The sequence below is a fragment of the Candidatus Krumholzibacteriia bacterium genome (assembly GCA_035649275.1).
In the GTDB taxonomy this organism is placed as follows: domain Bacteria; phylum Krumholzibacteriota; class Krumholzibacteriia.
This window is the reverse complement of sequence record DASRJW010000134.1, coordinates 85,883-111,832: the sequence shown is the minus strand read 5'-3', so window position 1 is coordinate 111,832 and position 25,950 is coordinate 85,883. Positions and strand designations below refer to the sequence as shown.

At 68.2% G+C, this 25,950-nt stretch carries 17 protein-coding genes; 8 read left to right on the top strand and 9 right to left on the bottom strand.

Annotated features, from left to right (window positions below; translation table 11 throughout):
- Positions 1 to 316: 316 nt before the first annotated feature.
- The gene (locus VFE28_14815; GenBank protein HZM17271.1) at positions 317 to 1,582 is read right to left on the bottom strand and encodes an aminoglycoside phosphotransferase family protein; all 1,266 of its coding nucleotides are present in this window, start codon (positions 1,580 to 1,582) and stop codon (positions 317 to 319) included.
- A gap of 221 nt (positions 1,583 to 1,803) precedes the next feature.
- On the opposite strand from VFE28_14815, the gene VFE28_14810 reads away from it, so the two are divergent.
- Positions 1,804 to 1,971: a hypothetical protein gene (locus tag VFE28_14810; protein ID HZM17270.1), complete on the top strand. Its 168-nt coding sequence runs from the start codon at positions 1,804 to 1,806 to the stop codon at positions 1,969 to 1,971.
- Between the two features lie 867 nt (positions 1,972 to 2,838).
- Here the strand turns inward: VFE28_14810 and VFE28_14805 are convergent.
- The 5 genes from VFE28_14805 to moaD form a co-directional block, all read right to left on the bottom strand.
- Positions 2,839 to 3,549, bottom strand: a complete 711-nt coding sequence (locus VFE28_14805; protein HZM17269.1) for a hypothetical protein — start codon at positions 3,547 to 3,549, stop codon at positions 2,839 to 2,841.
- Positions 3,550 to 3,726: 177 nt separating this feature from the next.
- On the bottom strand, positions 3,727 to 5,532 hold the full coding sequence (locus tag VFE28_14800; protein ID HZM17268.1) for a hypothetical protein: 1,806 nt from the start codon (positions 5,530 to 5,532) through the stop codon (positions 3,727 to 3,729).
- Positions 5,525 to 7,912 (bottom strand): tetratricopeptide repeat protein, encoded by a 2,388-nt coding sequence (locus VFE28_14795; protein HZM17267.1) that lies wholly within the window; start codon positions 7,910 to 7,912, stop codon positions 5,525 to 5,527. The genes VFE28_14800 and VFE28_14795 overlap by 8 nt, the downstream gene beginning before the upstream one ends.
- A complete protein-coding gene (locus VFE28_14790) occupies positions 7,909 to 8,349 on the bottom strand; it encodes a molybdenum cofactor biosynthesis protein MoaE (protein ID HZM17266.1) in 441 nt (146 codons plus the stop codon). Before VFE28_14790 ends, VFE28_14795 begins: the two co-directional genes overlap by 4 nt.
- 100 nt (positions 8,350 to 8,449) lie before the next feature.
- Positions 8,450 to 8,695 (bottom strand): molybdopterin converting factor subunit 1, encoded by a 246-nt coding sequence (moaD, locus tag VFE28_14785; GenBank protein HZM17265.1) that lies wholly within the window; start codon positions 8,693 to 8,695, stop codon positions 8,450 to 8,452.
- Positions 8,696 to 8,776: 81 nt separating this feature from the next.
- Here moaD and VFE28_14780 point away from each other — a divergent pair, with 81 nt between their 5' ends.
- The 5 genes from VFE28_14780 (at position 8,777) to VFE28_14760 (ending at position 17,621) form a co-directional block, all read left to right on the top strand.
- Entirely contained in the window at positions 8,777 to 10,195 is a 1,419-nt protein-coding gene (locus VFE28_14780) for a nodulation protein NfeD (protein HZM17264.1), read from the top strand.
- 42 nt (positions 10,196 to 10,237) lie between these two features.
- The gene (locus VFE28_14775; protein HZM17263.1) at positions 10,238 to 10,996 is read left to right on the top strand and encodes a slipin family protein; all 759 of its coding nucleotides are present in this window, start codon (positions 10,238 to 10,240) and stop codon (positions 10,994 to 10,996) included.
- Positions 10,997 to 11,226: 230 nt separating this feature from the next.
- On the top strand, positions 11,227 to 14,139 hold the full coding sequence (locus VFE28_14770; GenBank protein ID HZM17262.1) for a molybdopterin cofactor-binding domain-containing protein: 2,913 nt from the start codon (positions 11,227 to 11,229) through the stop codon (positions 14,137 to 14,139).
- A complete protein-coding gene (locus VFE28_14765) occupies positions 14,136 to 16,214 on the top strand; it encodes an exo-alpha-sialidase (GenBank protein ID HZM17261.1) in 2,079 nt (692 codons plus the stop codon). Before VFE28_14770 ends, VFE28_14765 begins: the two co-directional genes overlap by 4 nt.
- A gap of 261 nt (positions 16,215 to 16,475) precedes the next feature.
- Positions 16,476 to 17,621 (top strand): saccharopine dehydrogenase C-terminal domain-containing protein, encoded by a 1,146-nt coding sequence (locus tag VFE28_14760; protein ID HZM17260.1) that lies wholly within the window; start codon positions 16,476 to 16,478, stop codon positions 17,619 to 17,621.
- Here the strand turns inward: VFE28_14760 and msrB are convergent.
- Positions 17,618 to 18,034 (bottom strand): peptide-methionine (R)-S-oxide reductase MsrB, encoded by a 417-nt coding sequence (gene msrB / locus VFE28_14755; GenBank protein ID HZM17259.1) that lies wholly within the window; start codon positions 18,032 to 18,034, stop codon positions 17,618 to 17,620. The two genes, VFE28_14760 and msrB, sit on opposite strands and share 4 nt — an antisense overlap.
- A gap of 317 nt (positions 18,035 to 18,351) precedes the next feature.
- Between msrB and VFE28_14750 the strand changes: the two genes are divergently transcribed.
- Positions 18,352 to 21,939: a right-handed parallel beta-helix repeat-containing protein gene (locus VFE28_14750; GenBank protein ID HZM17258.1), complete on the top strand. Its 3,588-nt coding sequence runs from the start codon at positions 18,352 to 18,354 to the stop codon at positions 21,937 to 21,939.
- 165 nt (positions 21,940 to 22,104) lie between these two features.
- Positions 22,105 to 22,665 carry an elongation factor P gene (gene efp / locus VFE28_14745; GenBank protein HZM17257.1) on the top strand — a complete coding sequence of 187 codons (561 nt, stop codon included), beginning with the start codon at positions 22,105 to 22,107 and terminating at the stop codon, positions 22,663 to 22,665.
- 75 nt (positions 22,666 to 22,740) lie between these two features.
- Here the strand turns inward: efp and icd are convergent, their stop codons facing one another.
- Together icd and aceK are read right to left on the bottom strand one after the other, a co-directional pair.
- Positions 22,741 to 24,039, bottom strand: a complete 1,299-nt coding sequence (gene icd, locus VFE28_14740) for an NADP-dependent isocitrate dehydrogenase (protein HZM17256.1) — start codon at positions 24,037 to 24,039, stop codon at positions 22,741 to 22,743.
- A gap of 164 nt (positions 24,040 to 24,203) precedes the next feature.
- Positions 24,204 to 25,934, bottom strand: a complete 1,731-nt coding sequence (gene aceK, locus VFE28_14735; GenBank protein HZM17255.1) for a bifunctional isocitrate dehydrogenase kinase/phosphatase — start codon at positions 25,932 to 25,934, stop codon at positions 24,204 to 24,206.
- Between the last annotated feature and the right edge of the window lie 16 nt (positions 25,935 to 25,950).

Below are 25,950 nucleotides of genomic sequence, written 5' to 3'. Positions count from 1 at the left end.
AAGCGAAGTGGGAGAATTCCGGAGGCGCCGCAGGAAGGTCGGCGACCATCGTCATGATCGGAGGCCAGCCGGCGCACTCTGCGGCGACCCAGCTTTCGGAGCGGCGACCAGGCCCACTCGGTGCGATGCCGGCGCCCAGAGCGGTAGACTGGCACACTCAATGCGGCCCCGCAGCCCAGAGCGCCAACCCGGCACACTCGGTGCGACCCCGGCGCCCAGAGCGTCAGTCCGGCACTCTCGGTGCGAACCCCGACGCCGAGGGCGACAGCCCGGCCCACTCGGTGCCACCCCGGCGCCGAGAGCGGCAGCCCGGCTCTCAGCGGCGAATGATGGAGACGGCGTTCTGCTCGGCGATGTTGAGCAGGTGCATGACCAGCTTCTCCGCGTCCACCTCGAGGCGCTTCAGCACCTGCCTGGCGCGCTTGGAGACCAGCGCCACCGACAGGAACCAGAACCAGCGGGTGGCGTCGAAGCGCGAGCCGGGGCTACTCACGTAGGCCGAGCGGAAGGCGGAGACGGCCTTCTCGATGCGACCGATGTCCTGACCGTTCACTTGCCCCATGTCGTACAGGTGGCTCGCGAAGCGCGCCAGGTCGTACATCGGATCGCCGAGGCAAACGGCATCGAAGTCCATGAGCCGCGGGGCACCCTGATGGATCAGGAACTGGGCCGGATGGAAGGAGCCATGGAGGAGCACGACGGGCGATTCCGACTCCAGGGGGCCGAGCATGGTCTCGAGCCGCTGCAGGCGGGGTTCGAGGGTGGGGAATACTTGCGTGAGCTCGTCCTTGGCGTGCTGGAAGCGCTGCCATTCCAGCGCCGCATGGCCGATTCGCGGCAGGATGCCCAGGGTGCGTTCCGGCGGCTGGGTGGCGTGCAGGCGGGCCAGCTCTCGCGCCATGGCGCCGACGACCTCCCGCTCCAGGTGCGCCTCGGGGTTGGACCAGAACAAGACTCCCGGGACGTGCTCCAGCACGAGGAGCCGGCGGACGACGTCGGCCTCGAGAACCCTGGGTGCGGTGACCCCGGCCTCGCGCAGGGCCTCGATCACCTGCCCCACACGTTCCACCCGATCATCCCGGTAGAGCTTGAGGATGCGCGGCTCACCAGCCTGCTCCCCGGAGAGCACGCAGGTGGTGCCGGGAATGTAGGAGACCACCCGCCACTGCCCCTCCTTGTAGAAGGTGGCCAGCTGCTCCAGTTGGGGATCCGAGGGGAAGCGCCAATAGACCATGTCGAGCTCGGCGACGAAGCCGCTCGGCGCGGTGCTGCCCCCTTGGCCGCGGAGTTCGAGGAAGCGGCGCAGTGCGAGCGAGGGCGGCAGGAATTCGGCGTGGATGTAGGTGGGCTCGTCGGCCCGAGTCTGGCCCGTGCGCCAGAGTCGGTACAGCACATGCCACGCCTTCCCGGGAATGTAGCGAACCCGCGCCAGCTCGCAGGCTTCCCAGGTGGTCTGGTCGCGGGGAGGCACGTAACGCCCGAAAGCGCTCAGCATCTCGGCGGCGGACACGGAGCGCGCCAGCGCCACCGCATCCACGCTCCCCGGCGGGACGGCGAAACTCGAACTCGGGTACGAGTTCATGGCTCCATACGAGGTGAGGCGCCCCGAAACTCCTTCCCGCGCTCCCAGGCGGGTCCCACAGTAATGCAGCGGCAAAGCCCACAGCGCAACGAGGAACCGCGGCCGCGTCCGTGCACGGCTGATCACCGCCTGGCGCCTAGGCGGGAAGGCCTCGTTTCGTGCTATCTTCCGCCCGGCTCCCGAGGAGATTCGGGGGCAATCACCTGCACGAAGGGAAGCACGTGGGCAATTCCAAGACCTTGGGAGCGGCACGCAAGCACCGCCGCAAGCGCCGGACCGCCAAGCACAAGGTGCGGGAGTTCCTCCGCGGTAAGGGTGGCGACGCCTCCAAGCTGTCGATCCTCGCGCGGAAGATGCTGCAGCGACGGCTGCGCCTCACGACTTCCTGAGCCAGATCACTCGGACCCCGAACCCACTACCCTCCGCGGGCACACGCGTAGTGTGTGCGTCGCTGTTTCAGTCTCAACGACCCCACACCCCCTTCGTGCCCAGCGGAAAACGTCGAGAGTTCTGGCACGCTCCCCCAGCGGAAAACGTCGAGAGCTCTGGCACGCTCTGCCCCAGCGGAAAATGTCGAGAGCTCTGGCACGCTCCCCCAGCGGAAAACATCGAGAGCTCTGGCACGCTCTGCCCCAGCGGAAAACATCGAGAGCTCTGGCACGCTCCCCCAGCGGAAAACATCGAGAGCTCTGGCACGCTCTACCTTCGTTCCCATCGTTGGAGAACGGTGAGCGCTCGGTCACGGGAACCCGCCCAGCGTTCGCCCCGGATGCTGCTCGCCGCCTGGGCGCGAGCTCCCCGGGCACGGAGCGACGAGAGTCCAGGGGCCCGCAAGGACAAATGCCCCCGCTCGCCGGTTCTTGCCGGCGTGCGCATCGCTCTTTGAGTTCCCACGGTACCTGCACCCTGGAGAACGGAGTATTGAGAGTACTGGGAATATAGAGGAAGACCGAAACTTTGTCAAACATTCTCTCCGCCGGAGAGATGTGCCAACGGATCTCGAAGAGGCTCTGTAGCTGTACACGAAGTGGACAGCGTAAGAATCTTTGACGGTCTTTATCTCAAGTTATCCACAGAGATGCAAGCCGGCGTGCCAACTCAGTGGATAAGTTCGCTGTCGCGTCACGGGTGTTTCATCGTGAAGCGCACTTTGTGAAAACGCGCACGAAGTGGCCCACGGTGGTGCGCCATGCCGACGTCGTTTCTTTGGAGTTGGAGCAGCGGCGTTTTTAGGGCGTCCGATCGATGGAGCCATGTTAGGGCAAGCGGCCGCCCCCTAGAAGGATGCGAACGTACGGTCCGGTGACACCGAGTTCCGGGCCGCCGGCGATTTCGCGGTCTTCGAGCTCCCACCCGCCCTCGATCGGCGCCAGGACCCAGCCGACACGCACGCCGAAGAGGGGCCCACCGCCATCCTCACCTTGCAGCAAGAAGTCGAAGCTCGCGCCCAGATCCAGGAGGAAGCCGCCGGTTGAGAGGGTCGAGCGATGGCCAGGTTGCGCCAGCACCTCGCCGAACGTCGGAGCGGTAAGGGCGTCGATCTGGAGAGTCAAGCCGCCGCCACCGAGGCCCACCATGGGCGTCAACGAACACCCGCCGTGGGACCAGAGCACCCAGCCCAGGTCGACGAAGCCCATGGCGGCCGACAGGTCGGTCCTAAAGTTCTCGATCCCGAGCGGGACGTCTTGCCCTTCCCCGAGATAGCCATGCCCTTGACCGCCGATGACGAACCGGCCGAGCACAGCGTAGCCACCTCCGCCGAGCGTCAGGAAATCCTCGGAGAAGCGGCGGTACCCGCTCGCGGCAAGAAAGTCGTTCAGCGGACCGAGATCGAGCGCACTCCAGCCGATCGCGAAATAGCCCTTCCCGCCGTGGTCGTGGCGGTGCCAGCCATTGGCGAGTACGGGCGAGGCGAGCAGCAACGATACCACGGCTGCCGTGCCCGAGGCGAAGCGTCCCAGGTGCAAAGGGCGTCGGTGCGGGCGCGATGGCGGAGATCCAGAGTTCGGGCGCAGCACGACTGACCTCCGGAGAAAGAGGTGGGACGAAATGGGTGCTCCAGGTAGTACGGCGGATGGGAAGCGAAGGGTACATCGTTCTGAGGGGAGCCCTCGGAGCGTGGCGCGGCGTGAGGAGGGCACGATTCAGTGGAGTCGATCGAGAGCGCGGCGGGCGTCGTCGCGGGTGCCGGCATCTGTCGCGTGCTCCAGCGCTGATTCGTAGTAACCCCGGGCAGGATCGCGGCGACCCATCTCCTCGAGCAGATGCGCCGTTTCCAGGAGCACCATGGAGTTGGTCGGGTCGAGACGCGCCGCCTTCTCGTAGCGCTGCAGCGCTTCATCCCGCCGCCCCATACTCTTCAAAAGCCAACCGGCAGCCATCGGTGGTTTGGGATTCGTGGGCACAAGTTGTTCCGCCGCTTCATAGGATGCGAGAGCCACGGCAGTGCGGCGCTGCTTCTGCAAGGCCGTGCCCAGCTGGTAGTGGGCATCGGCATCGAAAGGATCCGTCGCCACGCCGAGCTGCAAGGACTCGACAGCGTGTGCCAGGTCCCCTTCCTTGTAGTATGCGACTCCCTCCAGCGCTGCGGCCTGGGGTCCCTTCACGCGTCCCAGGCCTCCCAGGTCACTGTAGGCGAGAGCGGCGCTCACGACGACGAGCCCGGCGACCGGCCCCATGCTTCGACCGATCGGGCGCCGGCGCAAGAGAGAGAGAACTTCGCCGATCGCCAGGGCGGTGCAGGCGATGCTCGCCGGTGCCGCATCGACGCGATACCGTTCGCTGACGAAAACGAGCACCGTGGAGACGAAGCCGCAGCCCCAAAAGAGCACGGTCAGACGGGCGCTGCCGCGGCGTCGCCAGGCGAGCACGAGACCGAGCAGAAGCCAGGGCGCCAGACAAGCGTAGCGCGGGGTCGAGCGCAGGACCCAGCTGCGGCGGCTGAATCCACGCGGGTCCAGGTTGCGGTCCAGTTCTGCGCTGCTCAGGTACTGGAGCGTCCGGCGCCCGAGGGCAGCGGCGAAGTCGAATGGCTCCGTCCGCGCCCAGTGGATGGCTTGTCGCATGAAATACCGATCCCAGCGCGCTTGTCCCTGGCGCTCCGACTCGGGAATGCGACGCACCAGGTCCTCCCACGCCAACCCTGGACGCAGGAGCCATGTGCGCTGCCAATCGGGATTGTTCCCGAGGTAGAAGTTGATGCCGCCGTTTGCCGAAACCAGAACCCACTCCCCGCCTCTTTGGCGATTCATCAGCGTGACGGGCAGGATCGTGAGCGCCGCCGTCACGGCCACGACCACTGCCGATCGCCAGCGCCGGAGGCCGAGCGCGAGCCAGAGACATGCCGTCCCGGTCCAGAGAAGAAAACTGGGGCGCGTGAGCGCGAGCAAACCCAAGGTGAGACCGGCCGCACCGAGCCGCCAGGGTAGCTTGCGGCGCCCCCCGGCGCGCATCGCGCCTCCCAGCAACAACAGCGAAGCCAGGGACAACGTGACTCCCAATGTCGTGGGCAGGGCTTGGATCTCGAAGTAGAGGAACGGCCGATAGATTGCGGCCAGTGCGGCAGCGGCAAGAGCCACGGGAGGGGAAGCGAAGGAACGCACCCAGAAAGCGATCGCGGCCACGTTCACACCGCCGAGAACCGTATTGAACGCGTAGGCCGTTCCGACTCCTGGACCCAACAGGCGCATGGCCCAAGAGAGCGCATGGGGATAGAACGGTGGCTTGTAGAAGACATCCTGCGGTTCCGGGGTGCCCTGGGCCAGGCGCGCCGCCCACTCGACGTTTTCCCCCGCATCCACCAAGGGCACGCGGACGAGAACGTAGTCTCTCAGCTCCGCCCATTGCACCAACCGCAGGGCCAAAGCGATGGCGACGATCCCCAGCAGGGTCCGGACGAACGGGAGTGGGCGCCGGGGCCTGGCTCTCTCCTGTCGGCGTTTTTCATCCATCCGGGTGGAGGCCCTTCGTGGCTGCTTCCGGGGTGCCGGGGGCGGTGACCACGGGCACCCCCGGCGCTGGACGCGGCGTCAGCGGTTCGGGAACGAGGCGCAGCTTGGCGCGGACGTGCATCTCGCAGAGCAAAGCAAGAGCCGCACCCTCCGCAGGATCGGCGCGCAGGATGTCCATCAGCACCGCTGCAGCGCGATCGTAGTGCCGGACGTGAAACAGCGCTGTCGCCAGCTCCATCCACAGGGGTGCGGCGAAGCTGCTCGCTGTGTCGGCCGCGGCGCCGGGGGCGCTGGCTTCGGCGGCGGAACGCTGGGCAAAAGCAGCGTCGGCGCGGGCCAATCGCCGCAACGGGGCTGCTTCGGCGCCTAAGGACGGGGGTGATTGCTCGAGCGCCCGCGCTGCCTCGTCGAATCGACCGAGCTGGGCGAGTGCGATGGCGAGAGCGCGCTGGGATTCGACATCCCGAGGGCGGTCGGTGGCGGCGCGACGCAGCCAGGGCAGGGCCTTGTCGATGTCGCCGCGCTCCGCCCACCAGAGACCGAGCTCGAGGGCATCGCGCCCAGAAGCGCCGGGCCGGGTGCCGGAGAAGCGCCGCTCCAGGCGCAAGCGCTGCAGCAATCCGGCGAGACTGCGGTCCGTCGGCTGCCGTTCGAGACCGCGCCGGATCCACGCCTCGGCGCCGGCATAGTCGGCGCGCTCGAGCGCCACGAAAGCCGCGCTGTGAAACACGCTCGCCGTGGGCAGGGTGCGGGCGGCGCGCTCGTACACCTCACTTGCCGCATCGAGCTGCCCGGCGGCGCTCAGTGCTTCGGCGAGCGCGATTTGCGCCCTCACATCGTCCGGGCGCTGTGCCGCGCGTTGCTCGTAGGTCTCCAGCTGCAGGTCGTACAGCCGCCAGGAATAGCCCGCGTAGCCCACGGGCCGGAGCGGCAACAGCCAGTCGTAGACGGCCGGATCGGCGCGCAACAACTGATGCAGCGTGTTCGCATCGACTGCCAAACGCCCCGCTCGCGCCGTCGCCCCGGGTGGGTTGACCTCCCACGTTTCACCGCGCGCTTCTGCCTGGGCCAAGAAGCGCGTGAGACGCCCGTCGTCCTGTCCCCACGCCAGGTTCGAATCGAGAAGGAAGCGATGGCCGCCGGCAGGCCCCCCGGCCAAGACGTTGAAGTAGGTCAGGTACTGGGGCGCTGCCCGGGCGAAGCCGAGAGCCCAGGCCAGGATCAGGATGCTGACCGCGACACGAGCCACGCGGCCCTTCTGCCACAGGTGCACGACGGCGACCGCCGCCAAGAGCACGAGAGCGGGAACGAGCGGCAGGATGTGGCGAACACCGATGTCGACACGAGTCAGCGAAAAAACCACGAGGAGCAATGCGGCGGGCACCGTGAGCAGCGTGCGATCCGGCGGCGACAAACGGCGCCAGCCGAAAACGAGGCCGAGGGCAGCGAAGAGGAGAAGCGGTAGAGGCGTCTTGAACAGGAGCGCGGCGAGGTAGTACTCGAGGAAGCCGTGCAGCGAACGCCGGCCCACCAGGTAGGCGAAGTGCCCTTCTTCCCGGTGCGCCAGCTTACCGGTCAGGGCGTTGAGCAGCTGCTCGGGCACGCCGTGTCGCGTCGGCCCGAAGGCATAGACCGCGTACGACAAGACACCCACGCCGAGCAGCGCCAGGGCCACGTATGCCGTCACCCGCAACCAAGCGCGCCGGCGGCGCAGCAGCACGAGCGAGGCGAGCCAGCAGGCGGGCAGAAGGAGGAAGCCGGTGAACTTGGTGAAAACTGCCAGCGCGGCAACCATGGCGAAGCCAGCGACTTTTCCCCAAGGTGTGCGCCGCGCGCCGGCGTTCTCGGGCACCGCGGCGCTCGCGTTGGGCGTTGCAGGCGGGGACGCCGCGGCCCACTCGGCCTCCAGGACCCCGCGCCAGAGCCACAACCCGCACCACCAGAGGAAGGTGACGGGCAGATCCAACGTCGCCAGGTGACCGTGGGCGAGAAGATTCGGTTCGAGACACAGAGCCAAGAGCGCCACGCAAGCCGTCCCCATGCCGCCCATTCGACGGGCCCAGTGCCCGACGAGGGCGGCGAGGGCGAGAGCCAGCAGCAACACCGGAACTCGGGCCGCCCAGAGCTTCGCATCCGAGGGGAATTGGTAGTCGACGCCGAGCAAGCGCAGCGGTGCCGCGACGAGGAGCTGGCCGAGCGGCGGGTTGTCGAGGCCGCCGGAGAAGCGCCCGCTTTCCCAGTAGAGCCAGCCGCTCAAGATGTGCGGGTGCTCATCGGCGACGGAGGAGTCGAGGAGGAGAGCCGGAAGAGCGAGGAGAGCGTAGAGCGCCAGGAGCGCACCGCAGAGCAGGCCCGCAGTCTGCCGCGTCGGGTTCTTCACGAGCCTTCCTGTACCCAGACCTCGCCATCCTCGAAGTGTTCCTTCTTCCAGATCGGCACGTCCTTCTTCAGCACCTCGATGGCGTGCCGCAGCGCCTCGAAGCCCGGAGCTCGGTGTGCGGTCGCCACCAGGATCGCCACGCTCGTTTCGCCCACCTGCAGCATGCCGACGCGGTGCACGAGGACGACGCGCCGGACGGGCCAGCGCGCCAGGACTTCCTTGCCGATGCGCTCCAGCGCCTTGGCGGCCATGGACTCGTAGGCCTCGTACTCGAGGCGGAGCACGCGGCGCCCGTTCTTGGAGTCGCGGACGACGCCGGCGAAGGCGAGAACGGCGCCGGCGCCAGGATCACCCATGGCGGCGTAGAGGGCACCGAGATCGATGCGTTCGTGCACCAAGGCGACGCGAAGCCGGTCGTCGGTTTCCGCTGGCGACACGATCGTGCCTCGTTTCTAGCGCAGACCTGCGGACGCGACGGGCTGCCCAGCAAATCCACGAACCCCACGATGTCCAGGCAATGATGCGGCGCAGGTTCCCTCAGCCGCCGCTCACCGGCGGGATGAGTGCCAGGCAGTCCCCTTCGCGCAGCACCCGAGCGCTGTCGACGAATTCCTCGTTCACCGCGAGTCGCAGGCTGGCTTGCAGCCCGCGCAAAGCCGGCTCCTGTTCGAGCAACAGGCCGAGGGCGCTCCCCGCCGTGGTTCCCGCCGGCAGCGTGAGACTCGCGCTCGGTTTCCGGGCTGCATCGCGTGCTGCAGCGAAGAACAAGACCTCGATGTGCACGTACGGATCTTAGCACTGCACCGTAACTCCTTGACAGGGTTGACGTTCTTTCCTAGCCTGCGGTGGTCCAGGAGGTTGCACATGCGCGGCATCCGGCATCCCCTGCCGGCGGCCCCCCTCGCCCGCCGCGGTGCGCGGCTGCGTTGCTTCTCCGCCGGCTCGAGCCGTGGAACACTCGGTGGGCTCGTGTCGGTCGCCCTTCTCCTGGCCGCCGAGGCCGCCGCCGGCACCACCACAGCCGCTGATTCCAGCCGCGGCGGGGGCGAACCGGAGAAGGGATCGCCGGCCGCCGCCGAGGTCCTGGTCGCCTCGCTCGTCGATGCCATCGGCCCGGCGAGCGCCCGCTTCCTCATCGAGGGCATCGAGCGCGCCGAGAAAGAACGAGCGGCCTGCTTGATCATCGAGCTCGACACGCCCGGCGGATTGGACTCCGCCATGCGCGACATCGTGAAGCGCATCCTCGCCGCCGACGTGCCCGTCGTGGTCTACGTGGCACCCAGCGGCTCCCGCGCCGCTTCCGCAGGCCTGTTCCTTCTGCTCGCCGCGCATGTGGCCGCCATGGCGCCGGGCACGAACACCGGAGCCGCGCACCCGGTGCAGATGGGCGGTGGCACCATCGACTCGGTGATGTCCGAGAAGGTGGAGAACGACGCCGCGAGCTTCATCCGCTCTCTGGCGCAGAAGCGCGGGCGGAACGCCGAGTGGGCCGAGCGCGCCGTGCGCGCCAGCGTCTCGGTCTCGGACAAAGAGGCCCTCGAGCTCGGCGTCGTCGACGTCATCGAACCCAGCTTGCAAGCGTTGCTCGTCCGCCTCGACGGCCGCAAGGTCGAGCTGCTGTCGGGCCCGCGGACCCTGCAGACCAAGGCGGCGGCTGTACGGATGCTGCACATGGGCTGGCGCGACCGGGTGCTCTCGGCCATCGCCAATCCCAACATCGCCTACCTGCTGCTCATGCTGGGGAGCGCGGGATTGATGATGGAGCTGTGGAATCCCGGCGCCATCCTGCCGGGCGTCGTCGGCGCCATCTCGATACTGCTGGCTTTCTTCGCCCTCCAGGTGCTGCCGGTCAACTCGGTGGGGCTGCTGCTCCTGCTGCTCGGCATCATCCTGCTGCTGCTGGAGGTGAAGGTCACCAGCTATGGCGCCCTCACCATCGGAGGCATCGTGGCACTCACCCTCGGCTCCATCTTCCTGTTCGAGTCGAAGGAAACCCTCGTCCGCGTCTCCTGGACGGTGATCGTGCCCACGGTGATCGCGGTCACGTTCTTCTTCCTCTTCGTCGTCGGCAAGGGTCTCCTGGCACAGAAGCACAGGCCCGTCACCGGCAGCCATGGCATGCTCGGTCGGATCGGGAGGGCCGACTCGGCGCTCGCGCCCGAAGGGCGCGTGTTCGTCCGCGGCGAGTACTGGAATGCTCGCGCCGAGGCGCCGGTGTCCGCCGGCGCCGCCGTCGAGGTGGTGGGAGTGGAAGGACTGCGACTCGTGGTGCGGCCGCGCTGACCGGCGCGGACGCCCTGGGCTCCAAGGATCGGAGGCGACGCGATGCAGCAATTGCCCTTTGGAATCATCGTCTTCTTCGTGGTCATGGTGCTCGGCAGCGCCATCCGTGTGCTGCGCGAGTACGAGCGCGCCGTCGTCTTCCGCCTCGGGCGCTATGTCGGCCTGCGGGGTCCCGGGCTCTTCCTGCTCATCCCGATCATCGACCGCATGGTGAAGGTGAGTTTGCGCACGGTGGTGCTCGACGTGCCCCCCCAGGATGTCATCACCAAGGACAACGTCTCGGTGAAGGTGAACGCGGTGGTCTACTTCCGGGTCTTCGAACCGGACAAAGCCATCCTGGAAGTGGAGAACTTCTTGTACGCCACTTCGCAAATCGCCCAGACCACGCTGCGGAGCATTGTCGGCTCCGCCGAAATGGACGACCTGCTCGCCGAACGGGACAAGATCAACCGGGCCCTCCAAGAGGTCATCGACCACCAGACCGACCCGTGGGGCATCAAGGTCACCTCCGTCGAGGTGAAGGACGTGGACTTGCCGCCGGAGATGAAACGCGCCATGGCGCGGCAGGCCGAGGCGGAGCGCGAGCGCCGCGCCAAGGTCATCAACGCCGAGGGCGAGTTCCAGGCGGCGCAGCGCCTGGCCGACGCGGCCGGCATCATCGGCGACCATCCGATGGCGCTGCAGCTTCGTTTCCTGCAGACGCTCACTGAGGTGGCCACGGAGCGCAACTCGACCACCATCTTCCCCGTGCCCATCGATATGATCATGCCCTTCGTCAAGGCGGCAGAGAAGCGAGCGTAGGGGGCCCAAGCTTCGCTCTGCAGGACCAAGAAGGTAAGCTGCAGCGGCGGTCGGGAATGCTTTATGCAGCCTCGGAGATGGCCCGGCGCGGCGGTGGAACCTGGCTTCATCCCAAGGCTTGCGCTCGGGTACAATGGTGGGTACCACGGACGCGGGCGGCAGGCGGCCCGCGACCGCCGGTAGGATCACCCGCCCGTTCGAGCGAGACGCCCAGGCAAGGCGAGGTTCGGATGAACCCGATTGCGGCACCGGAGACGATCCGGACGCAGATGACGGTGAACGGCGCCGCCGTGGACGTGGAGACGCGCCGGTCGCGCACGCTCCTCGACGTGCTGCGGCTCGACCTCGGCCTCACGGGCGCCAAGAACGGCTGCGACATCGGCATCTGCGGCACCTGCACGGTGCTGGTGGACGACGTGCCCAAGAAGGCCTGCGTCGAGATGATGGAAAACATGCAGGGCCGGAGCATCGTCACCATCGAGGGCCTGGGTTCTCCCGAGGCGCTCCTCCCCATCCAGCAGGCCTTCGTGGACAACACGGCCTCCCAGTGCGGCATGTGCACCACGGGGTTCATCGTCGCCTGTCATTCGTACCTGCAGAAGAACCCGCAGCCCACCGACCGCGACCGAATTCGCACCTTCTTGCGCAAGAGCTTCTGCCGCTGCACCGGCTACGAGCAGATGGTGGACGCGGTCCAGGAAGCCGCCGGTCTCACCACGGCGCGGGCGGAGTTCGCCAAGCGTTGCAGCGTCATCGGCGCCGAGACGGCGGCACCGCGCCCGGTGGTCGGGCAGTTCGTGCCCCTCGTGGGCGCCGTCGACAAGGTGACGGGGCGAGCCCGCTACGCCGACGACTACGCCATCGAGGCGGGCACGTTGCACCTGGCGGCAGTGCGGAGCCCGCACGCCCACGCCATGCTCGAAGCGCTCGACCCGCGGCCCGCGCTCGGCATGGAGGGCGTGCACCACGTATGGACCGCCGCCGACATCCAAGGCGGCGACAACTACGTGGGCTTGATCAACCGCGACCAGCGCTTGCTCGTCCCAGTCGGCGAGACCGTGAAGGCCGTCGGCGACGCCGTGGCTCTGGTGGCGGCCGACACGCAGGAACGGGCCCGGGAAGCGGCGGCGGCGGTGCGCGTCACTTACCGCGTCCTCCCCGGCGTCTTCGATGCGTTCTCGGCCTACGCCCCCGAAGCTCCGGTGGTGCATCCCGAGATTCCCGCCGCTGTCGATGCGCGGCGCCCGAATCTGATCCACCACCAGCACATTCACAAGGGCGACGGCATCCACTCGCAGGCCGACATCGAGCAGGTGTTCACCACCGCCGCCGAGCGCGGCTGGCGCGTGGTGGAAGGCGACTTCGGTGCCAACTTTCAGGACCACGCGCCGCTCGAGCCCGAGGTGGCCCTCGCCCGGTGGGACGAGAAAGAGGAAAAGGTCATCGTGCTGGCCCCGGTGCAGCACGTGTTCTTCGCCCGGCGCAACATTAGAGAGGCGCTGGGCCTCGAGAACCGCAACGTGCGCGTCATCGGCACCACCGTCGGCGGCGCCTACGGCAAGCGCGAGGATCCCTACGCCTATCCGTACGTCGCCATGGCCACGGCGTTGACGCGGAAACCGACGCGCATGCTGTGGACGCGGGAAGAAACGCTGCAATACACCCAGAAGCGGCACGCCGTCGATGCCCACTACCGCGCCGCGGTGGACGCCGAGGGGCGCATCCAGGTCTTCCAGGCTCGCATCTTCCTCGACGGCGGCGCCTACCGCAGCTGGACGAAGGAGATCACCACCAAGTCCGCCGTCATGTGCAGCGGTCCGTACACGATCCCGCGGGTGTGGATCGATACGTATGGCCTGTACACGAACAATCCACTCTGCGGTGCCGCCCGCGGTTTCGGTACGGCGAACACCATCTTCGCCACCGAGACCTTCTGGGACTTGGTGTGCGACACCTGCGGTCTCGACAAGGTGGAGTTCCGCCGGCTGAACTCGCTGCGCAAGGGCACCACGACCTCGACGCGGCACCTGTTCGAGAAGGGTGTGCGCAATCTGGAGGCGCTGGAAGCAGCGGTGCGGGCTTACGACTGGGGGCGCTCGCGCCGGCGGCGCGAAGGCGACTGGGTCTACGGCACGGGCATCGCGTCTATCTGGTACGGCAACGGCTTCGGGCGCGGCATCCGCGACGAGGGCCATCCCATCCTGGAAGTGTCCCGCGACGGCAAGCTGCACGTCTGGGCTTCCTCGGTGGACTACGGTCAGGGATCCAACACCGTGTTCACCCAGGTCGCTGCCGATGTCCTCGGCCTGCGGCCGGAGCAAGTCGTCGTGCACAGCGCCGACACCGATCGCACCCCGAACTGCGGTTCCACCGTGGCGAGCCGGGTCACCGTCGTGGTCGGCAAGGCGGTGGATTTGACCGCGCGGGCGCTGCGGGAGGATCTGCTGGCGGCAGCGGCGCCGAAGCTCGGCGCCGCCGCGGCGGAGCTGGAGGCAGAAGGCGGCGTGATCTGGGTGCGCCAGGAACCCGAGCGCCGCATCACCTTCGCCGCCCTGGCCACGGGCCTGAGCGAACCGCTGGTGCGCCAGGTGGCGAAGTTGAACCAGCAGTTCACCTCGCCCATGGATCCCGCGACCGGCGAGGGCAAGGCCTACTGGCCTTACTCCTTCGCCACCCACATCGTCACCGCCGGCGTGCACTTGAAGACCGGACAGGTAAAGCTGGTGGAATACGTGGCGGCCCACGACGTGGGCAAGGTGATCAACCCGCAGTCCTGCCGCGGTCAGGTGATCGGCGGCGCCGCCATGGGGGTGGGGTACGCGCTCACCGAAGATCTGCACCTCGAGGAAGGCCGCGTGGTGAGCGACAACTTCGACGACTACGAGCTGCCACGGGCCACGGATCTCCCGGACATGCAGGTCATCCTGGTGGAAGATCCAGAGCTGGACGGCGATCCCGCCTTCGGCCCGAACGGCGCCAAGGGCATCGGCGAACCGCCGACCATCGCGCCGGCTCCGGCCATCGTGGCGGCGATCAACGACGCCCTGCGCGATTGCGGTATTCGCTTCGACCGCATTCCCGTCACCCGCGCTCGCCTGCGCGCCGCTTTCGCGGCAGCCGGATTGCTCCCACGCAAGTCATGAGCGGCCGCCGCGCCGCTCGCGCCCCCATCCTCCAGCACCTCGTGGCGATCGCGTTTTCCGGCGCCGTGATCTCGGGCTGCGGCGGGGGCCGCGAGTCCGAATCCCCGGCAGACTGGAAAGCGTGCCGCCAGGCCGATCCCATCGCCGCTTACGACGGCGCCTCCCTCCTCGCGGACGGCGAGGAGGTGTGGATCGCGAGCGTCGACTCACCGGCCGCGGCGGTGCCGCGCCTCTCGCTGCGCCACGGCGCCTCGGGAGCAGACCTGCTCGCGCTGCCTGCCGTCGCCACGTTGGTGGGAACGAGCCCGTCGCTCGTGCGTCTCGACGCCGGCGAGCTCGGCCTCCTGTACCGCTCCGCCGGGCGGGATGGCTGCCGTTTGCTGTTCCGCCGTTTCGAGATCCGCACCGCAGCCTGGAAACGGCCGAGCCTCGTGGGGGTGAGCGGCGCGGCGGCGCCCGTCGCCGCCAACGGCCGGCTGTTGCGCACGGACTCCGGCCTCCTCTTCCCCGCCGTCGAGTTCGCCCAGCCGGGCGTGCCATCCACCGCCACGGTGGTTCTCTACGCTTCCACCGACGGTGGGGCCCACTGGACGCGACGCCCGGTGTCGCTCGGCCGCGCCGCGCTGGCGCCGGCGCTCGCTGCCGCACCCGATGGCTCCCTAGTTCTCGTGGTCAACAGCCTCGGCCTCTTGCACCGCACCGTGTCGACGGATGGTGGCGCGAGCTGGAGCCCCCTCGAAAAGCTCGGGATCCCGGCGCAGGAAAGCCCCCACGCGCTCTACCGTGCGGCCGACGGGACGGACCTCCTGCTGGCGTGGACGGAATCGCAGCCACACAAGCGCGAGGTGGCGCCGAGCATCCGGGCGCTGCGCTGGTCTCTCTCCGCCGACGCGGGACGGAGCTGGACGCCGCCGCGCACGTTCGCCGCGCGCCCGGGCTGGGTGCCGCGGGCGCCGTCGCTCGCGGCCGGTGCGGGCTCTCTCCACGTGGCGCTGGAACCGTCGCAAGGCGAGCAACGCCAGACCGTCCTGCTGACGTTACCCCTCGCAGCGCTGCGCGGGGAAGACGATGCGGTCGACAGGCGCCGCTTGCGCGACAACCTGCGAACGCTGGTGGCGCACACGCTGCAGCGCAGCGAGCGCGCTCCTTTTCTCTTCGTCGAGTGCTACTTCATGCGCAGCCTGGTGGCGGCACACACGGCCCTCGCTCCCTTCGTGCCGGAGCATGAGGACTGGCTGGACACGAGCCGCGGTGTCGCACTGGCCAAGGAGTACGCCGATCAGCTGGTGCAAACCCAGCAGACTTCCGGCACCTGGTCCATCGGTTACAAGAGTCGCTTCGTCGCCGACATGGCGGTGTGTATCGAGCTCTTCCGTGATCTCGCCCCGCACGTGGATGCAGAACGACGCCAGCGCTACACGACGGCGGCGACGCGGTTCCTCCAGGCCCTGGAGCACGATGCTCTGTTGCTCCCGAACGGCGCCGTCGGTGTCGGCCGGAGCGGCGGCATGCCGTTCGATCGCTCGCCGTATGTCGTGGCCACCGCCCTCGCCGGCGCCGCGGCTCGCGCCTGGCTCTTCGAGCAGACCGGCGAGGAAGCGTGGCGGCGCAGCAGCCTGGCCTCGCTCCGCTGGCTCGTGGCGCAGATCCGCCCCGACGGCAGCGTGCCCGGCCTCGCCAAAGAAGAGGCGCTGATCGCGGCGGCATACATGGGCGAAGGAGTGCTGCCGGCGATGGCTCTCCTCGATGCGAGCGAGGCCGGTGCGTTCGATGCCGCCCTGCGCCGGCACGTGGAGTGGATCCTGCGCCAGCAGCACCCCGATGGCACCTGGGGAGAGCCTGGTACCGGCGTGCCCCAGCGCGCCCCTCTGCTGGTGAACTTCCTGCTCTGGGTGGAGGAACGGAATCTGGCCGGCGCCGGGGTGCGCCAAGCCTTGGTGGAGGCCGGCAGGGCCCTCGACTTCGATGCCTGGCGAGCCGCCGCCGTGTTCGCTCCCGGAGAGGACGCGGAGATCTACCGCGCTCTCGCCGGCGTCCCTTTGGCAGCGCTGGTACAGGAGAAACCGGTCTTCTGATCGGGAGAAGCGGCGGGCGAACTATCTGGCCAAGACTCCCGGAGTCCCCGACAGCCCGTGGTTCCCGGGTTGTCAAATCCAACACACGTGGAAGCCCGGAAACCACGACTGCAGCTGGGAGTCTGGCCAGACAGTCACAGAAGGTTCGAGCCGTCGCGGGTTCCGGGGCTATTATAGCAACCGCGCCGCCAGCGGTCCACCGCAGCGTCGCAAGATGCGCGCACTGAGAGCGTTGCCTCATTTCGTCCGAGGAGTGCGGCGATGAAGATCCTCGTCCTCGGCGCCGGCAAGCAAGGCCGTGCCGCCGCCTACGACCTGTTGCGCAATCCCGAGGTCGAGGAAATCGGCATCGCCGATGCAGACGCCGAAGCCCTCGAATCGACGCGCGCCTTTCTCGGCGACCGGCGCGTGAGCCCGCAGCAGGTGGACGCCCTCGAAGCGGAGACGCTGGTCGAAACGCTGCAGCCCTTCGACGCTTGCCTCAACGCCGCGAGCGCCGTCCACGGTCTCGACATCACCCGCGCCGCCATCGCCGCACACACCCATCTCTGCGACCTCGGTGGCAGCAGCGAGGTCCTGTCGCGGCAACTCGAGCTGGACACCTTGGCCTTCGAGCGCGGCGTCACCGTCGTGCCAGGCTGCGGCCTGGCCCCCGGACTCGCGACACTGCTGGCGGCGCACGGCATCCGCAGGCTCGATGAAACCCAGTCCGTGCACATCCGGGTCGGGGAGCTGCCGCGCCGCCCCGTGGGGCCGTTGCAGTTCGGTCTGGCCTTCCCGGTGGAGACGTTGCTCGAGCGCTACAGCGAGCGGGCGGTGCTGATTCGCGACGGCGTGCGCCTTTCCGTCGAACCGCTGACGGAGGTGGAAGAGATCGAGTTCCCCGAGCCCTACGGGACGCTGGAAGCCTTCAACACCGCCGGCGGCCTTTCGACCTTGCCCAGCACCTTCGCCGGCAAGGTGCGCCACATGGACTTCAAATCCGTCCGTTATCCGGGTCACTGCGCGCTGGTGCGCCCGCTCTTCGTGCTCGGCTTCCTGCGCCAGGAGATGGAAACGATCGGCGACCTGGAAGTGCGACCCCGCGAGGTGACGGCGCGGCTGCTGGAAAAAATGCTGCCCGCGGACGGGGAGGATGCGGTGCTGCTGCGGGTCACCGTGGTGGGGTCCAAGTACGGCGGCAGGCGACGGCTGGAGTACGAGCTGATCGACATCGCCGATACGGAGGCCGGGCTCTCCGCCACGATGCGCTGCACCGCTTTCACCGCCAGCGCCGTGGTGCAACACCTCGCCGCGGGGAAGATCGGCCGCCACGGGGTGATCCCGCCGGAGCGCTGTTTGCCCGAGGACGAGATGATCGAGCAGCTGCGCCGGCGCGGCTTGGACATCGTGCAGCGCCAGTCCTAGGTGCCGGCGTCGCCTTCAGCCTTCCGCTCCAGATCCAACGCCACGGAATTGATGCAGAAGCGCTTGCCCGTGGGGCGCGGGCCGTCCTCGAAGACGTGGCCCAGGTGCGCATCGCAGCGAGCGCAGCGCACCTCGACGCGACGCATGCCGTGGCTGCGGTCCTCGTGCAGCGTCACCTTCTGCGGCTCGAGGGCGGCGGTGAAGCTCGGCCAGCCGCTGCCGGAGTCGAACTTGGTTTCCGAGCCGAAGAGCTCCGCGCCGCAGCAGACGCAGTGGTAGGTGCCGTCGTCCTTGGCATGGACGTACTCGCCGGAGAAGGGCGGCTCCGTTCCGGCCTCGCGGGTGACATGGAACTGCAGCGGCGTCAGCCGGCGGCGCCACTCTTCCTCGTCGCGCTGCGTTGGGTCGGACATGCCTCCACCTTCCTCCCCTCGGTGTGGTCAGGGCGCAGAAGGGAGAGCGCTTCGAGGCGCGACGAAGCGCCACAACGTCTTCCCACCACTGGAGCTCCCGAAGCTAGGCGAGGCCGAGTCCTGGCGCAAGCCCGGCGCTGCGAAAGGCGAGAGGCGCCGGACACCGCGTTTGCGCCACTTGCCACACCAGCCTCCGCGGCGTACCCGGATGTTCCTGCGGCGCCCCGCTCTCGGGCTGGAAGGTGCCGACCCAGAAGGCGTTGCGGCTCTGGTACACTTGTAACGAATTTTGCTTCGCCCGACGTCCTGGAGGTCGCATGCGCTCCCCCCTCCTGGTTCTCGCGGTCGTCGCTCTGCTCGGCGGCGCCGTCTCCGTCGCCCGCGGCGCCGACCAGGCCACCCCTGGCGGCGGGCCCGAGTGGCTCGCAGGCCTCACCCTGGTGGTTCTCGACAGCGACGACGTGGGCTCACTGCACGCGGCGCATGCCTTGATCCGCTCCCAGGGTGGGACGATCGCGCTCTTGTCGCCGCCTTCTCTCCTCATCGGCTGGATTCCACCGGAGAAAAACGCGGCACTCCTGGGAAGGGCGCACATTCGTGCCATCCATCGGCGTCCCGTTTCCAGCTCCGGCTTGGGAATCGAGGACGCTTCCTCGCAGCGCATGGTGGAGTTCTTCAACGCCGCCGTGCGCGGCGACCTCCGCCGGCCGGCGGAGCTGCAGAAACCTGGCGCTTGGCCCCAGGGGACGAGCGACGCGCTCCCGCCGGAACCCTTGGAACCCTGGGCCTATCTGCAGAACCTGCAGGCGAACGGCCTCGACCCCGGCCAGCTCGCTGCACGTGGCCTGCTGGTGGGCAAGGCCGGTCCGGACGCCAGCATCGAGGGCAACAGCGACCGGATGACCGGCACGGTGACGGTGACCATCCTCTTCGTGGAGAGCGACGGCACCGGCGCGGACCCGAACCAGTACACCTGGACGCCGGCGGACGTGCAGAACTACGTGAACGGCGTCAACGTCGGCCTCGCCTGGTGGAGCGCCCAGGCGCAGCAGAACAACAACTGCTGGGTGGCCTTCTTCGTGCGCTGGGTGGAACCGACGGACGCACGCTGCCGGCAGTGGCGCGAGATGGTGCTGCACCCTTCCGGCGACGTGGCCGCCATGGCCAGCGACGTCATGGCCAAATTCGGCTACAACTCCGGGACCCACACGACCCGTGTCACCGCCTTCAACACCGCCCAGCGAGCCACCTACGGCACCAACTGGGCTTACACCTCCTTCGTGGCCTACAACCCCGAGCCGGCGGCGGGGCAGCTCACCGATGGGCGTTCGGCCTTCGCCTACCTGCTGGGTCCATACAGCTTCCTGCTCTTCCGCAGTTACGGCTGGCGCCCGGACGAGGTTTTCACCCATGAATCGGGACACATCTTCGGGGCCTGCGACGAGTACGCCAGCGGCTGCACCTGCGGCACCCTCTGCATCGACCAGCCCAACGGCAACTGCGAGGCCTGCGGCGGCGGCGTCTCCTGCATGATGCGCGCGAACACCTTCACCCTGTGCACCTACACCGATGACCAAGTGGGCTGGCAAGACGCGGTGCCCTGCGCGCCGCCGCCGCTCACGCCGCCCACGGCCACGGCGGTCCTGCCGGCCTTCGCCTATCAGGGCACGACACTGCAGGTGACCATCGCCGGCAACAACCTCCTCTACGGCGCCTTCGCCGAGTTCGGCGACGGCGTCGCGCTGGTGAGCTCCAGCGTCGTGGGCGACGACTCCCTGAAGCTGAACCTGCAGATCGGCAACGATGCGACTCCGGGCTTGCGCAACGTGGTGGTGAAGAACCGGGACCTGCAATCGAGCATGCTGGTGAACGCCTTCCAGATCCGCACCACGACGCGGCACTACTACGCCTCCTCCGGCAGCAACGTCTTCCCTTACCACACACCGGCGACGGCGGCCACGACGCTCGGCGCCGCGATCGACGCCGCGGCGCCGGGAGACACCGTGCTCCTCCGCAGCGGCACGCTGCCCTTCGGCTCCCTCGTCCTCAACAAGGGTGTGCTCCTCTCCGGCGCCTGGAACACCGGCTTCACCGCCCGCAACCTGGCGACAGGTAAAACCGTCATCGATCTCACCGGGAACGTCTATATCGCCGTGACCGGCAGCGGCACCGGTGGCCTCGACGGCTTCGAGCTCCGCAACGGCAGCGGCGGGGCGTGGAACACCCCGGTGAGCGGTCACTACGGCGGGGCCGTGAGCATCGTCAGCTCGACCGGTCTGGTGGCGAACTGTGACATCCACTCCAACCACGCCACGACCTTCGCCGATTTCGGCGGCGGCGGCGGCCTTTTCGCCAGCAACAGCACGGTGACCCTCACGGGCAACACCATCCACGACAACACCGCCACTCGTGGTGGCGGGATCTATCTCTATGGCTCGTCCGGCACGGTGACGGGCAACACGATCAACGCCAACGTGGTGAGCGCCGGCCCGCAGACGGCGCGGGGCGCCGGCATCGTGCTCGACACCTGCAGCAATCTGACCTTGGGGAACAACGTCATCGACGGCAACACCGGTGCCGAGAGCGGCGGCGGGCTCTATGTGATCAACTCCTCCACGGTGTCCGTCCAAGGCGGCTCGATCGCGCACCACACGGTGACGAGCAGCGGTGGTGGCGTGCGACTGGAGGCGTCGCAGGTCGACTTTCAGGACGTCCGTCTGGCGCACAACGCCTCCAGTTTTTCGGAGGGCGCCCTCGCTGCCGTGAACAGCAGCGCCTTGCTCCTGGATGGTTGCGAGGTCTTGTGGAACAGCTCGGCCTTCCTCTACGCCGGCGTGCACGCCACCGGGCCCACCGCGCACGTGCGCCACTCGCTCTTCGTGGGCAACTCCTCCCTCGTCGGCGGTGCCGGATTGATGCTGGAGAACGTGACGAGTGGCGCGGTGACGGGCAACACCTTCGACCGCAACAGCGCCGGCAACGGCGCCGGCAGCCTGGGGCTGAATGCCGCGGCGATCCCGGTGAGCAACAACATCGTCGTCAACACCACCGGCACCGGGGTCGGATGCACGGGTGCGCAGCCCACCTTGCTCGCCTACAACTTGGCCTGGAACAACAGCACGGCGAACTACAGCGGTTGCAGTCCCGGCGCCGGCTCCATCGGCGGCGATCCGCGCTTCGCCGACACCACCCTGGTGAACTACCGCCTGCAGGTGCATTCCCCCGCCATCGATGCCGGTCGGACCGACGCGGGCTTCGAGGATCCCGACGGCTCCCGCGGTGATCTGGGGCGTTACGGCTCCCACGCCTTCGTCATGGCACAGCCCTCGTATCCCAAGAACCTGACGGCCCAGACGCAGGGCGGCCATATCGTCCTGCGCTGGAGGCGCAACCCCGAAGCGGACGTCGCCTTCTATGCGGTGTACTGCGACAGCAGCAGCGGCTTCGCGCCCTCGGCGGCGAACTTCGTCACCTCGGTCGCCAGTCCGGACACGACGGTGGATCTGGGACCGCCGGGGACCTGCGACAACTACACCGTGTCCGCCGTCGACACGGACGGCTACGCCAGCGGCTACGCCGCCAAGGCTCAGCTGTCGCCACCGACGGATTCTCCCCTCCCGGTCGCCTGGCGCTTCCGCCTGCAACCGAGCGTGCCGAATCCTTTCAACCCGACGACGACGATCCGCTTCGAGCTGGAACACGTCGCTCCGGTGCGCCTCGAGATCTTCGACTTGACCGGGCGCCTGGTGCGGACGCTGCTCCAGGGCACCCAGGGGGCCGGGGCGCACGGCATCCTCTGGGACGGCAGGGACGGGCGCGGCGAGCGCGTGCCTTCGGGCGTCTACCTGCTGCGCCTGCAGTCGGAAGGCCGAGCCCTGTCGCAAAAACTCGCGGTCCTCAAGTAGCGGCGTCGCCCGACCGCGCCCAGCCTGCTCCTCCTGCGCACTTCAGGGTGCTTGCGAGCCTCGGGGGCGGCATGTAACCTGCTACGCTCGCACGGGCCGGAGTTCCCCTGTCGGGGGCCCGGCATCCCGCTCGGTTCGTCACCGTTTTCGCCCGAGGAGTCGTCCGTGAGCATTCAGGCCACCCAGCTCAAGGTGGGCATGGTCATCATGCACAATGCCAAGCCGCACCGGGTCACCAACGTCCTGCACGTCACCCCCGGCAACTGGCGCGGCATGGTCCAGACCCGTCTGGTCAACATCGAAAGCGGCACCAACACGGAGCACCGCTTCCGTTCGGAGGATCGAATCGACCAGGCCAGCCTGGAGCGCCACTCGCTGCAGTTCAGCTACGGGGCGGGCGACGACTATCACTTCATGAACACGGAGACGTACGAGATGACCTCGCTGCACTCGGACGTGCTCGGCGACGCCACGCATTACCTGGTGGAGGGCACCGTCATCGAGGCCCTCTTCTTCGACGGCCGCGTGGTGGGCGTCGATGTGCCGATGTTCGTCGAGCTCAAGGTGACGGCGACGCCGCCGCACATGCGCGGCGCCACGGCCTCCGCCTCCCCCAAGCCGGCGACGCTGGAGACCGGGCTCGAGATCAGGGTGCCTGCCTACATCAACGTGGGCGACAAGGTGAAGATCGACACCCGCACCGACGAGTTCATCGAGCGCTCCTGAGAAAGTGACGAGTACGGGCGCTTTCCTCTCAGCCTTCGATCCCGAGGGTGAGGCTCCGTCCAGCAGGCGCTACGGTCACATGGCGGCGATCACGGCGTCGCCGAACTCGCTGCACTTGATCTCCGTGGCCCCCTCCATGAGGCGCGCGAAGTCGTAAGTCACCTTGCGCTTGCCGATGGCGCCGTCCATGCCGCGGAGGACGAGATCCGCCGCCTCGGTCCAGCCCATGTAGCGCAGCATCATCTCCCCGGACAGGATCACCGAACCCGGGTTCACCTTGTCCAAGTTGGCGTACTTCGGTGCCGTGCCGTGGGTGGCCTCGAAGACGGCGTGTCCGGTGGCGTAGTTGATGTTTCCCCCAGGGGCAATGCCGATGCCCCCTACCTGCGCCGCCAGCGCATCCGACAGGTAATCGCCGTTCAGATTGAGCGTGGCGATGACGTCGAACTCCTTCGGCCGGGTCAGCACCTGCTGCAGGGTGATGTCGGCGATGGCGTCCTTCACCAGGATGCGTCCCGCGGCCAGCGCTTCCGCCTGCTCGCGGTTCGCCGCCTCTTCGTTCTTCGCCTTGCGGGTGCGCTCCCATTGTTCCCAGGTGTAGGTCTTGTCACCGAACTCGCGCTCCGCCAGCGCGTAGCCCCAGTTGCGGAAGCCGCCCTCGGTGAACTTCATGATGTTGCCCTTGTGCACCAGGGTCAGGCTCTTGCGCCGGTTGCGAACGGCGTAGTCCAGAGCGGCGCGCACCAGGCGCTCGGTGCCCTCGACCGACACCGGCTTGACGCCCAGGGCGGTGCTGCCCGGAAAGCGCACCTTCCGCGCCATCTCGGGGAAGTTCTCCTGCAAGAAACCCAGCAGCTTCCGTGCTTCGGGAGAACCGCTGGCGAACTCGATGCCGGCGTAGATGTCCTCGGTGTTCTCCCGGAAGATCACCATGTCGACGAGCTCGGGATGGCGCACCGGCGACGGCACGCCTTGGAACCAGCGCACCGGGCGCAGGCAGACGTAGAGATCCAGAAGCTGGCGCAGCGCCACGTTGAGCGAGCGGATGCCACCGCCGATGGGAGTAGTGAGCGGCCCCTTGATCCCCACCAGGTAGTCGCGGAAAGCCGCCACGGTCTCGTCGGGTAACCAGCTGCTCTGGTAGTCGTAAGCCTTCTGCCCCGCCAGCACCTCCATCCAGTGGATGCGCCGCTTGCCGCCGTAGGCCTTGGCCACGGCGGCGTCGAAGACACGCACCGAGGCGCGCCAGATGTCCGGACCCGTGCCATCGCCTTCGATGAAGGGGAGGATCGGCTGCTCCGGTACCTGCAGAACTCCGTCGTGCATGCTGATCGAGAGGCCCCCCGCCGGGGGCACGGCGAACTTCTGCGCCATCGACTCGCTCCTTCCGGACTCGGTCCTGGTGGGAATCGCTGGATCCGGGGCTCCGAATCCGGCGACAGGATAGCACGGTGACTGCGCGATGCACAGTCGCGCCGGCATGGCCGCACGCGGCCGCATGCTGGGTGCAGCAACCACCGAGGACCGCAGGCGCTGCCTCAACCTGCAGGGCCCGCAGCCCGCAGCCGGCGCTCCTGGACGTAGGGAAAGAGGTCGAGAATCAGACCCTGCCGGTGCGCTGACTGCATGCGGTCCCAGAAGGGCACGGCGAGGAGCTCGCCGTGCTGCGCCACGAAGGCGTCGCGGAGCGCGCCCCGGAGCTCCAGGAAACTGCCGAACTCCTCGGGAAAGACATCGCGGTCGCTGGCGTAGAACCACGGCTCGCCGGCCCATTCCTCTTCCTCGCCCGGGGGCGAGGGCAGGTGGCGGATGTTGCAGTCCGTGAGCAAGCAGAGCTCGTCGTAATCGTAGAAGACGATGCGCCGCTGCCGGGTGACGCCGAAGTTCTTGAGCAACAGGTCGCCGGGAAAGATGTTCGTCGCCGCCAGATCGCGGAGCGCCTCGCCGTAGTCGAGCACCGCTTCCACCGCGTCGGCCGGCGGCGCTCCGCGCAGGTAGAGATCGAGGGGCGTCACCCGGCGCTCGGTGTACAGGTGATGGATGACGACTCGATCCCCGTCCACCTCCACCGTGTCCCGGGCCTGGGTGCGCAGCTCCTCCAGGAGGTCCGGGGCGAAACGACGGCTCTCGAACTGCAGGTGCTCGAACTCCTGGGCGCCCACCAGGCGCCCGGCGCGATCGTGATGGAACACGAGGTGGTACTTCTCCATCACTTGCCGGCGCGTCGTCGTCTTCGGCGGCAGGAAGCGGTCGCGGATGACCTTGAAGACCACGTCGAAGTCGGGCATGGCGAAGACGAGCATCACCATGCCCCGCGCCCCGGGGGCGAAGTCGAAGCGTGCCTCGGAGCGCCCGAGATGCTGCTGCAGGGCGGTGAAGAGCACGGTCTTGCCGTGCTTGCTATAGCCAATGGAGCTGTAGAGCTCGTCCACCGGCTTGAGAGGCATGAGCTCGCGCAGGAAGAGCACCAGCACTCTCGGGCACTCGGTGTCCACCAGGAAGTAGGAGTGGGTGAAGCTGAAGACGATGCTCACCTCCTGCTCCGCGAGCAGCACCGCGTCCACGCTGACCTGGCCGTTCGTGTTGAGCAGAGCCAGCACCAGCGGCAGGTCACCCGTCGGGCTCCGCAAGCGACCCACGAGGTAAGCGCCTTTGTTGCGATAGAACACCGGCTTCGCCAGCTCGATGGCATCGACGCCGACGCGGGGAGCGAAGGACTCGATCCGGCGCGCCACCAGCTCCGCATCCCGCGCCGCATCCTCGTAGGCGACGCCGAAGCGGTAGCGCTCCAGGATCTCGCCCACCAGGGCGGCGATGCTGCCCTGGCGCACGAAGACCTGGGTTTCGACGACGCCAGGGTTGCCGCCCGCCGCGGCAGGCTCTTCGGTGAACTCCACTTCCGAATCCACGCCCACGGTGGTGAAGAGGCGCCGGGTGACGGAGTTGAAGAAGGTGCGGGCGATTTCCGCGTCGCCGCGGCCGCCGACACGATCGGCGTACTCGCTCTTGATCGCGCGCCAGGTAGAGCGATCGAGGAACTTCGGACCCAGGCGGCGGTGCAACCCGGCGGCGGCGACGGTGACCGCGGCGCGGTAGAGGTCGAGTCGGGCCACGGCGTCGCGCCGCCCGGCCAGCGCCTCGCGCCGCTCGAAGTGGTCGCGGGCCTGCAGCGTCAACCGGCGGAAGTGCGCCGTGTGCTGCAGGAAAGCCTCCTGCACGAACTCTGCCGCCGCCGCGGACAGCGGCCGCTCCGCCTCAAACCACTGCATGCACCACCGCCCTCGC